The organism is Bacillus sp. AFS001701 (assembly GCF_002559405.1).
Classification (GTDB): Bacteria; Bacillota; Bacilli; order Bacillales; family Bacillaceae_G; genus Gottfriedia.
In genome coordinates this window covers 1-9,278 of sequence record NZ_NTZO01000259.1, presented here as the reverse complement: position 1 = coordinate 9,278, position 9,278 = coordinate 1, and the positions used below count along the sequence as shown (strand labels likewise).

At 31.5% G+C, this 9,278-nt stretch carries 10 protein-coding genes; 8 read left to right on the top strand and 2 right to left on the bottom strand.

Annotation, left to right across the window (positions count from 1 at the left end):
* Positions 1-94: 94 nt before the first annotated feature.
* The 4 genes from CN514_RS16980 to CN514_RS16965 all read left to right on the top strand — a co-directional run bounded on the left by CN514_RS16980 (position 95) and on the right by CN514_RS16965 (position 2,768).
* Positions 95-1,345, top strand: coding sequence for a helix-turn-helix domain-containing protein (locus tag CN514_RS16980; RefSeq protein WP_098233614.1), 1,251 nt, complete (start codon positions 95-97; stop codon positions 1,343-1,345).
* 1 nt (position 1,346) lies between these two features.
* Complete coding sequence (locus CN514_RS16975) at positions 1,347-1,610, top strand: hypothetical protein (protein ID WP_098233613.1); 264 nt, start codon at positions 1,347-1,349, stop codon at positions 1,608-1,610.
* 61 nt (positions 1,611-1,671) lie between these two features.
* Positions 1,672-2,241 carry a nucleotidyltransferase domain-containing protein gene (locus tag CN514_RS16970; RefSeq protein ID WP_098233612.1) on the top strand — a complete coding sequence of 190 codons (570 nt, stop codon included), beginning with the start codon at positions 1,672-1,674 and terminating at the stop codon, positions 2,239-2,241.
* A 23-nt stretch (positions 2,242-2,264) separates the two neighbouring features.
* Positions 2,265-2,768, top strand: coding sequence for a GNAT family N-acetyltransferase (locus CN514_RS16965; protein WP_098233611.1), 504 nt, complete (start codon positions 2,265-2,267; stop codon positions 2,766-2,768).
* A gap of 174 nt (positions 2,769-2,942) precedes the next feature.
* Here CN514_RS16965 and CN514_RS16960 read toward each other — a convergent pair whose 3' ends face one another.
* Positions 2,943-4,385, bottom strand: coding sequence for a flavin monoamine oxidase family protein (locus tag CN514_RS16960; protein WP_098233610.1), 1,443 nt, complete (start codon positions 4,383-4,385; stop codon positions 2,943-2,945).
* Between the two features lie 282 nt (positions 4,386-4,667).
* Between CN514_RS16960 and CN514_RS16955 the strand changes: the two genes are divergently transcribed.
* Together CN514_RS16955 and CN514_RS16950 are read left to right on the top strand one after the other, a co-directional pair.
* A complete protein-coding gene (locus CN514_RS16955) occupies positions 4,668-5,387 on the top strand; it encodes a toast rack family protein (RefSeq protein ID WP_098233609.1) in 720 nt (239 codons plus the stop codon).
* A 52-nt stretch (positions 5,388-5,439) separates the two neighbouring features.
* Positions 5,440-6,285: a class I SAM-dependent methyltransferase gene (locus CN514_RS16950; RefSeq protein WP_098233608.1), complete on the top strand. Its 846-nt coding sequence runs from the start codon at positions 5,440-5,442 to the stop codon at positions 6,283-6,285.
* A gap of 51 nt (positions 6,286-6,336) precedes the next feature.
* Here the strand turns inward: CN514_RS16950 and CN514_RS16945 are convergent, their stop codons facing one another.
* On the bottom strand, positions 6,337-6,669 hold the full coding sequence (locus CN514_RS16945) for a hypothetical protein (RefSeq protein WP_098233607.1): 333 nt from the start codon (positions 6,667-6,669) through the stop codon (positions 6,337-6,339).
* A gap of 673 nt (positions 6,670-7,342) precedes the next feature.
* On the opposite strand from CN514_RS16945, the gene CN514_RS16940 reads away from it, so the two are divergent.
* Together CN514_RS16940 and CN514_RS16935 are read left to right on the top strand one after the other, a co-directional pair.
* A complete protein-coding gene (locus CN514_RS16940) occupies positions 7,343-8,032 on the top strand; it encodes a response regulator transcription factor (protein ID WP_098233606.1) in 690 nt (229 codons plus the stop codon).
* Positions 8,029-9,278: sensor histidine kinase (locus CN514_RS16935; protein WP_098233605.1), on the top strand; the 1,250-nt coding region annotated here is incomplete at its 3' end. The genes CN514_RS16940 and CN514_RS16935, both read left to right, overlap by 4 nt.

The window sequence follows — 9,278 nt, the reverse complement described above, 5'->3', positions numbered from 1 at the left end:
ATTAAGAGAAAATTAAAAATATTAATATAAGAAATTAATAGTTTCTAGTCATTTAAATATCTATTTTAAATAAAGGTGAACAGGAGATTTTTTTATGGATTATGGCATGATGATCTTTCATCATCGAAAAAAATTAGGATGGACCCAGGAGAAATTATGTGAAGGAATATGCTCTGTTTCGCATTTAAGTAAAATTGAAAACGGTACAAAAGAGGCTGGTATAGAAACGATTGAATTACTTTTAAGAAAGATGCGAGTTGAATTAGATGAAAATGATAGTATAGATGAAGTGACTGTTCAACTTAAACGATTATGGAATTCAATTGAACGAGCTGACTATGATTCTAGTAAAATACTGTTTGAAGAATTGATTGGTAAAGAGGAAAGTATAAATTATACTAATATATCAAATGATTTTTGTATTACAATTTGGAGATATTATATTTTTGTTGAAGATCTTAAAATGGCAAAGAAAAAATGGAAACAACTTGAGGCAAAAAAGAAGAAATTTTCCCAATATGAAACGATAAAATATTTGTTTACACTATCAATATATTACATAAAAGAAAAAAGATATAATGACTCTCTTCTAGTAATGGATGAAGTACAAGAAATTACGCCAAACCTCGAGATCGATTTCCAGGAATATTGCTTCTATAGAGCTTTAGTTTATAGCTTTATTAATCAGACTTCCTTGTCTATGTATTTTTGTAATAAAGCAATTCCTATTTTTCTACAAAATAATAATATTAAACGGATCCTTGATGCAAAGATGTTACTTTCACTTCAATTAATTAAGAGCAAGTTTTTAGATCGAGCCGAGCAATTTCTAATTGAAATACTAGATTCTTCTGTCATATTAAGTGATAAAACAATACATATGAGTGCTTTACATAATTTAGGCTATTTATACTATCATTCTAATCAACATAAAAAAGCAATAAAGTATTATCAAGACTATCTATCTAACATACAGGAGGGTACTGAAGAATACTTTTTAGTCATTTCAAATATAGCGAATAATATGATGATCATAAATGATTACGAGACGGCTACAAAGTTGTTATGTAAGAATCTCTCCAAAATAAAGGATAAAAATAGTGCATCCTATATTCGAATGAAGGTTTTATTACTAGAAGCAAAAAAGGATGAAGCAAATTTAGTTCCATATTTACGTGAAGTTGGCTTGCCATTATGGGTTCAAACCAATGATCATGAAAAATTAATCAAATACTATGATGTTGTTACAGATTACTATGAAAAACACGAATCGTTAGAAAAACAAAACATGTTATATAAAGAATACAATAGCACTCTATTAAAAATTATCGAAAGTAGGAAATAACATGATGAAAAGACTATTCAACATGATAACAATATTGTGTTTGTTCACTGTACTATCTATTAATTACGGTCCTAATTTAGTTTCTGATGGTTCGGAGACCTCAATTGTTGCAGATGAGCCAGGAACACAAGTTTATTCGAATGATAATGATCAAAGTGAGTCTACAGATAATGGATTTCAACCATATGATCGATCAAATCGTTCTTATGCTGATGAGCCAATTCATCCAAAGGTAGAAAAATTTTTATATATTAGAACTAAATAAATTCATTAATAAGTATCATACATTTTGTGTGATACTTTTTTAATTAGGAGGTAAGAAAGCTATGTCTTTTGAACAATGTTATAAAGTTCATAAACGTATGAAGGATTTTAATAAAGGGTGGTATATAGCTGGTGGATGGGCAATTGACCTTTTCTTACAAAAACAAACGAGAAACCACCATGATATTGAAATCGCCATTGCGCGTAAGGATCAACTTTATCTGAAAGAATATTTACATAACTGGACGTTTGATAAGGTCATTAAAGGGATATTATCAACTTGGGAGAATGAATATTTAGAATTACCTATTCATGAAATACATGGCAAAAATGATAAGACAAAAGATGAATTAGAAGTTTTATTAAATGAAATCGAGTTAAATGATTGGAAGTTTAGAAGGGATGAATCGATTACTTGTAAGCTTGACTCATTTTATTGTGTTACAAATGAAGGGATTCCTTACATGAATCCAGAAATAGTGCTTTTATATAAGGTTAGAAAAACAAGAGAAAAGGATCATCAGGACTTTAAAAACGTGAAAGATTATTTGAACCTTTCACAAAAAGCATGGTTACGTGAGGCGATCTTAATTCATCATCCTAATCATGAATGGCTTGAAGATTTAATATAAACTATTTGTAGGAGTGAGCATAGATGGACGTATTGATTAGACCAGTAGAAATAAATGATGCTAAGGCACTTCATCGTATATGCACCCAAGAAAATGTTTTTCCATATATGATATTTCTACCTAGTATGCGAGTAGACATGATGGAAAATAGAATTAGAAACTTGCAAGCAAACGAATTTGAATTTGTCGCAGAATGTAATGGAGATGTAGTAGGGTTAGTTGGTTTAGTGCAAAGAACAGGTCGCAGGTCCCATGTAGGAGATTTATTTATCGCAACTGATGGAAATCATCATAATAAAGGAATTGGAAAAGCTTTGCTTACGAAAGTATTAGATTTGGCAGATCATTGGTTAATGCTAGAAAGAGTAGAGCTAGGAGTATTGGAGACAAATCCTAAGGCACAAGCCTTATATGAAAAGTTTGGGTTTAAAGTTGAAGGTGTTAAAAGAGGGAATATAAAAGCTAATGGCCGATTTGTTGATGAAATTATGATGTGTCGATTTAGGCCAGGTGGTCCGATTCAATAATTATAGTTAGTAACTGCATAAAATCAGGTTTCGATTTGGGAAGTTAAACAGACTTGAAACAAAACGTATGATATGAACTAATTCATTAGATGAGTGAAGTAAAAATGAAAAATATTTGTTAGATTAAAATCGGACCGGGCAGTGATTACCCGGTCTTTCTTACTTTTAAGTAGATTAGTATATGCTATTAACTTCATTAGCAGCCCGTATACCAGATTCAATAGCACCTTGAATCCAAGCATGGGACCGAGAAGTATGTTCACCTGCAAAGTGCAATCTGCCTTCAGGAGATGAAATATAAGAATTCAGTTCCTCCTCTTGCCCCGGTTCAAAAAATGTAAAGGCACCAATAGAAAATGGATTTTGACTCCAGCTAAAAGACGTTCCAGTTACGAATTCAGAATAAACTTGATTTCCCCAAATCTTAGACAAGTCCCGTAAAGCATAATGAATACGCTCTTCCTCAGTTAAGGCACTCAATGTTAGCGCCTCATCTGCCCACGTATAGCTTGCATTCACTACTGCTGGACCAGTGGTGCTAATCCCTGTACTAGGATAGAGTGAGAGTCTAGTAGGCAAATCGGTTGTGGACATTCCACCGAATTGACCATATTTCTCCCAAAATCTACTTTTAAACTCAATTCCAATTTTTGTTGCAGACATGTAGTTTATTTCTCGAATTGCTTTTCGCTTGTAATAAGAAATCGAATGGAATGGTTCAATTTCCACAAATCTTAAAAGTGAAAATGGTATAGCTATGATGGCAAGATCTGCGTTCATAATGTATTGGTTTGCGGTATTATTATCAGTTGTTTGGATTGTTAGGGAGTTACCATTTTGAATAATTTTGGTCAGTTTTTGATTTAATAGTATATTATCCTTTAATTGAGGAAGAAACGCTTTTGGTAATAGATCCATTCCTCCTGTTATTTCATAAAATTTCGTTGCTGATTTAAAAGCGACCTGTTCCCTTAATACTTCTAAAAAGGACATTCCCATAAATGCTTCAAAATCAAGGAGCACCCCAATCATATCGACTGCACCTACTGAAAAGTACGAATTTAAAAAAGAACCAAATGAAATATTACCATACCTTTTTTCGACTATTTCCCAATTAGTTAATGGATTTTGATTAATAAAATTGATAAATGGATGCAATGCTTGATCCAATAATACACCTGAAGTTTTTCCTTTTTCGTTTGGTGCTACTGGATAATTTAATATGTCGGGATTGCTTTTATAGTTAGCTTGATTCGTTCTTATTCCATTTGCATAAATGATATCGTTTGGGGTTTCATTAATAAATTCATTTACTGGCAAATTGAATTTTCTAATATACTCTAAAGTTAAATGATGGACATTTGGGATTCTTAATGGACCAGCATTTAAATATAACCCATGACTAAAGGGCGCACGTAAAGTATAAGCACGACCTCCAATTCGATCATTTGCCTCGATAATTGTGACATGGTGTCCTGCATCCTTTAATAGAGAAGCTGCGGTCAAACCAGCCATTCCTGCGCCTACGATCATTACTTTTTTTGAGGATTCATTTTTTCTAAGGCCGTTTTGAATGATTGAAATCATTTGATCAGTTGTTAGTGGAGAACTCGTCATAGATTCTCCTCCTTTGCAATTCCTTCATTACATTTTATTCGCATTCAAGAAAACGTATGTAATGATTTGAATTTGAAGGTATGACTAGTTTCAGTTGGAATTCTTTTTATAAACAATTAAAGGAGAATGCTGTCAAAAAGTCTAATAATTATTAATGGATATCTTGTACTTTAATTACTTTCATACTTTGGTCGTAGACGGATTGATACTGTAGGATGTTATCTAGATTTTTTAATTTCCATAAAATGTGATTATTAGAAGTTTTTAATTGGAGGTTAAAAAATGAAAAAATTTATTATTTCTGCTTTATTAATGATTACCTCGGTATTCGTTCTTGCTAGTTGTTCAATTTTTAACAATGAAAAGGTAAAAAAAGAAACTGTTTCTATTCAGAAAGATCAAGCTAAAAAATTGGATGTTAGGTTAGATTTAGGTGCCGGAGTCATGAACGTTTCAAAAGGTACAAAAAATTGGGTAGACGGAACAATCGAATATAACAATAAATATTTTAATCCAGATGTATCATATAAGCTTAAAGATTCAACGGGAGAAGTAAGAATTGACCAATCTAAAAAGCATTATCCAAAAGTGAAAATTGGTAAATTAAAGAATGAATGGAATTTGGAGCTTTCGAATAAACTTCCGATTAATTTAGATGTTAAAACTGGCGCATCAAAAACAAATCTCGATTTACGTGGACTGAATTTAAATGAATTAGAGATTGAGGCTGGAGTCGGAGAGCTTAATGTTAATTTAGGTGGAAGCTGGAATAAAAGCTTCGAAGCAAATATTGAAACAGGGGTTGGGAAAACGACCATCGTGTTACCTTCTGATGTGGGTGTAAAAATAAATTTAAGTAAGGGAATTGGCAAGGCAAATGTAGTCGATTTAATTTCGAAAGGAAATAGTGTTTATGTTAATGAAGCGTACGAAAAAGCTGATGTTAAATTAACAATAAACGTGGATTTAGGTGTAGGAGAGGTAAACTTTAAAGTAGATTAATAATAGTAGAAAAATAGTTTTAAAAAACTTAAATCGTCTTGGGAGGAATTCAATGCTAATAAATGCAGTTGAATCAGTTATTGGTTGTATGGCATCAGGTAAGGGGATGTCTGATATACAAAGAATTCAAACAGAACATCGTTTTAAATTAGTTGAGTTTTGGAATATAGAAAAGGGAAGTAAAGTATTAGAAATAGGCTGTGGTCAAGGCGATACGACTGCCGTTTTAGCTTATATTGTCAGGGAAAATGGATTTGTTCATGGAATCGATATTGGCCCACGAACATACGGTAGTCCAATTTCATTAGGAGATTCAGCAGACTTCCTATTACAATCGAATTTAGGTAAACAATTAAAGATGGACTTTGAAATTGACATATTATCACCAACTGTTAATTTTCATGAAAACGAGTTTGATTATATCGTTATGTCTCACTGTTCCTGGTATTTAAAATCACATGAAGAATTTATTGCAGTCTTAAAAAAGATCAAAAAATGGGGTAAAAAATTATGCTTTGCCGAATGGGATACAAGAATTAGCTCAATTGAGCAATACCCACATTTATTAACTATTTTAATTCAGGCTCAGTATGAGTCATTAAAACATAATAGTGAATCAAACATTCGCACCCTTTTTACTCCAAATGATATTAAAAATATTTGTGAAGCCTCAGGATGGAACATAATGGATGAAACATCTATATTCTCTCCACAGTTACAGGATGCTAGATGGGAAGTTAATAAGACTTTAGGGGATATCGATAATGAACTCAATAATATTGAGAATATGCCAAGTAAATTAAATGGACTGATCCGATCAGAAGTAAAAATGCTAGAAGAGTCTATTAAAACTAATGAAATAAAGCCTTTATCGATATTTGCATTTATAGCTGAATAAAATTTCACTCTAACATAAAAAAGCATCTATTTAACTAGATGCTTTTTTTTACTATTGAGGATGATAATTTCTTTGATAAATATATGGATAACTAGGGTAATAATACGGATATAAGTATATTGCTACAACTGAAGAAAGTGGTACAGTCACCTTTTTATATATTCGGTATCTAGGGCGAAAAGTTTCGCCGCCATTTTGTCTTACTTCAAAATAACGCGATTCTGGTGTGGCGAGGTCCTCTGGGACGAGTAAGTCCGCGCTACTTAAGTTGTTATCTAATAAAATCCCTTCTAATAAAGCTCTTTCAGAAGTTTGAAACACGACATGGCAATACTTATATTTTTTACACTTATCTTGCATATTTCGAATATGTGGATGTTCCATGGAATCCCGTTGCCATTAATCTATAATATCTATAAATTCATGTTTGCTTCCCTGTTCTCCGTGTCCAATCTTGCCGAAGCTACTCTCGTTTGGTTTAACACTCCAAGGGCGTAAAAATTCGGATACAACGAATCCTACATAGTTGAGTGATCGTTTATCGTTTACGTGATCATTCTCAACTTTTTTATTCATTGACTTGGTTTTCGTCTGTTATTATGCCTACTCACTATCATGGTTCTACCCAATGCCGATGCCACTTTCGCGAGCATCCTAGATTCACAGTAGGTAAAATAATTATATCATGAATTTATGGTTTGGTAGCAAACAATTAGGCAACGTTACCTCCTTTCTAGTTATAAAATTTTAGTAGTTTTTTAAGGAATTTAGTTATTTGCTTTAATTCCATACCTCCCTCCCAAATGTACTCATGATTAAATGTATGATTTCAGATAAAGCACTAGAATATTGTCCAAACTAACTAATGATCAGAACAAAGAATAAAAAAAAGAACAAGATGTTTCCAAGATGTAAATTTTTTGCATTTATAGATAAAACGTTTAGTAAATCAATACCGAGCCATCTATAATTTTTCCTAAGGAAAATATTAATAATCCAAAAATAAAGTTTAAGTAAATAAAAATAAAAATATAAATTATGAATTTAGGTGAGGTAAATGCAAGGAAAAGTATTAATTGTAGATGATGAAAAAAGTATTGTCGATCCATTAACTTACGCATTTCGTAGAGAAGGATTTATCGTAGAAAATGCATTTAACGGAAAAGAAGCATTAGATAAGCTCTCGGATTTTAATCCGGATATTTTAATATCGGATATTATGATGCCTGTAATGAACGGTTTGGATCTATGTAAACAAATAGGAAATAAAGAAGGACTTGGCATTATTTTACTTACAGCTAAGGATGATATTATTGATCGGGTTTTAGGGTTAGAGTTTGGAGCCGATGATTATATAACAAAACCGTTTGATATTAGGGAATTACTTGCTAGAACTAGATCTTTACTTCGAAGATTAAAAAAACAATCAACACCAGATGAAAAAAAGAGCATTTCAATTAATAAGCTACAAGTAATTCCTGCTCAAAGAAAAGTGACAGTTGACGGAACAAGTCTAGAATTAACTCCTAAAGAATTCGACCTTCTTGTTTTATTAATATCAAATATGGATCGAATTTTTAGCAGAGATGAATTATTAGATTTAGTATGGGGAATGGAGTATATCGGTGGAACGAGAACGGTCGATATTCATATCCAACGTTTACGTAAAAAGCTAGGTAATTCTTATCAACATTTAATTCAAACTGTTTTTGGAGTCGGATATAAGATATCTAGTGAAACTAAATGAAAATGAGTATTAAAGTTAAGTCGAGCTTATTTTTAGCGATGCTATTAATCGGAACTGTCATTGTATTAAGTATATTAGTCTTACAAGGTATCAAACAAAACCAGCAAAAACAAACTGAAGAAACACTTGCTAGGCAAAGTAAATTAGCAAATGTATATGTAAAGCAAGTTTATTTAAGCCAAACATCAGAAAATCCTCAAGATTTTTTCAAACGTTATGGTCGGGAAATTGCTAGACAGATTGGGATTATTAGTAGTCTTCATGTCACAATTTTTAATATGTCTGGAAAAGTTGTAGGAGATTCTCTTCCTTTAGAATCTACAAGAGATGTAGGAGATACCTTAAGTTATGCGTTAAAAGGTAAGATTGCATATCAGGAGAGCGGTGAAACATTATCTTATTTTGCCCCAATTTATAATGCTAATAATCAAATTGGGGTTGTTCAGTTCGATTATTCATTAATTAATAATCAGAAATTTTATGATAAAACAATTAACCTGTTTATTAAAATAGGTTTAGTAACTACAATTCTTAGTTTTATCATAGGTTATTTCTTTTTTAATTCTCTTGTTATGAGTATTTTAAAACTTAGAAAAGTAACGGAGGAAATTCAATTAGGAAACTATCCAGATCGTTCTACTTTAAGTCGAAAAGATGAGTTGGGTTATTTAAGTCAAGCAATTTTCTACATGAGTAATGAAATTCAAAATAATATAAAAGGCATTCAACAAGAAAAAGAAAATCTGCAATTAGCTGTTGAAAAGCTTAAAGATTTAGAAAAACAACAAAAGCAGTTTATTGGATCGATTACACATGAGTTTAAAACCCCACTGACTGTAATTAGGGCTTATATTGATTTATTAGATATGTATTCGGATGATCCAAAATTATTAGAAGAAGCAATAAGTAATATTGGAAAAGAATCACTTCGTCTTTACGATATGGTTGAAAAAATATTAAAGCTAGCAGAACTTGAGAAATATGACTTTGAAATTGTAAAAGAAAAAGTCGATGTATATTCCCATTTAGAAGATATCTGTTTAAGAATGAAGGGGAAAATGACAAAGTTTGGTTTATCAATCCATACAAATTTTGAACATGCAACGATTCTTATTGATAAAGAAAGCTTTACATTAATCATTATGAATTTAATAGATAACGCAATTAAATATAATAAAACAAATGGTGAGATAAACGTTTCGAATAGGATTGAAAATAATCGTTTAGTTATTAATATATCAGATAC

Excerpts from the sequence above, each read along its gene's own strand:
- CN514_RS16980 (WP_098233614.1), top strand. The coding sequence starts at position 95 with ATGGATTATGGCATGATGATCTTTCATCATCGAAAAAAATTAGGATGG.
- CN514_RS16975 (WP_098233613.1), top strand. The coding sequence starts at position 1,347 with ATGATGAAAAGACTATTCAACATGATAACAATATTGTGTTTGTTCACT.
- CN514_RS16970 (WP_098233612.1), top strand. The coding sequence starts at position 1,672 with ATGTCTTTTGAACAATGTTATAAAGTTCATAAACGTATGAAGGATTTT.
- CN514_RS16965 (WP_098233611.1), top strand. The coding sequence starts at position 2,265 with ATGGACGTATTGATTAGACCAGTAGAAATAAATGATGCTAAGGCACTT.
- CN514_RS16960 (WP_098233610.1), bottom strand. The coding sequence starts at position 4,385 with ATGACGAGTTCTCCACTAACAACTGATCAAATGATTTCAATCATTCAA.
- CN514_RS16955 (WP_098233609.1), top strand. The coding sequence starts at position 4,668 with ATGAAAAAATTTATTATTTCTGCTTTATTAATGATTACCTCGGTATTC.
- CN514_RS16950 (WP_098233608.1), top strand. The coding sequence starts at position 5,440 with ATGCTAATAAATGCAGTTGAATCAGTTATTGGTTGTATGGCATCAGGT.
- CN514_RS16945 (WP_098233607.1), bottom strand. The coding sequence starts at position 6,669 with ATGGAACATCCACATATTCGAAATATGCAAGATAAGTGTAAAAAATAT.
- CN514_RS16940 (WP_098233606.1), top strand. The coding sequence starts at position 7,343 with ATGCAAGGAAAAGTATTAATTGTAGATGATGAAAAAAGTATTGTCGAT.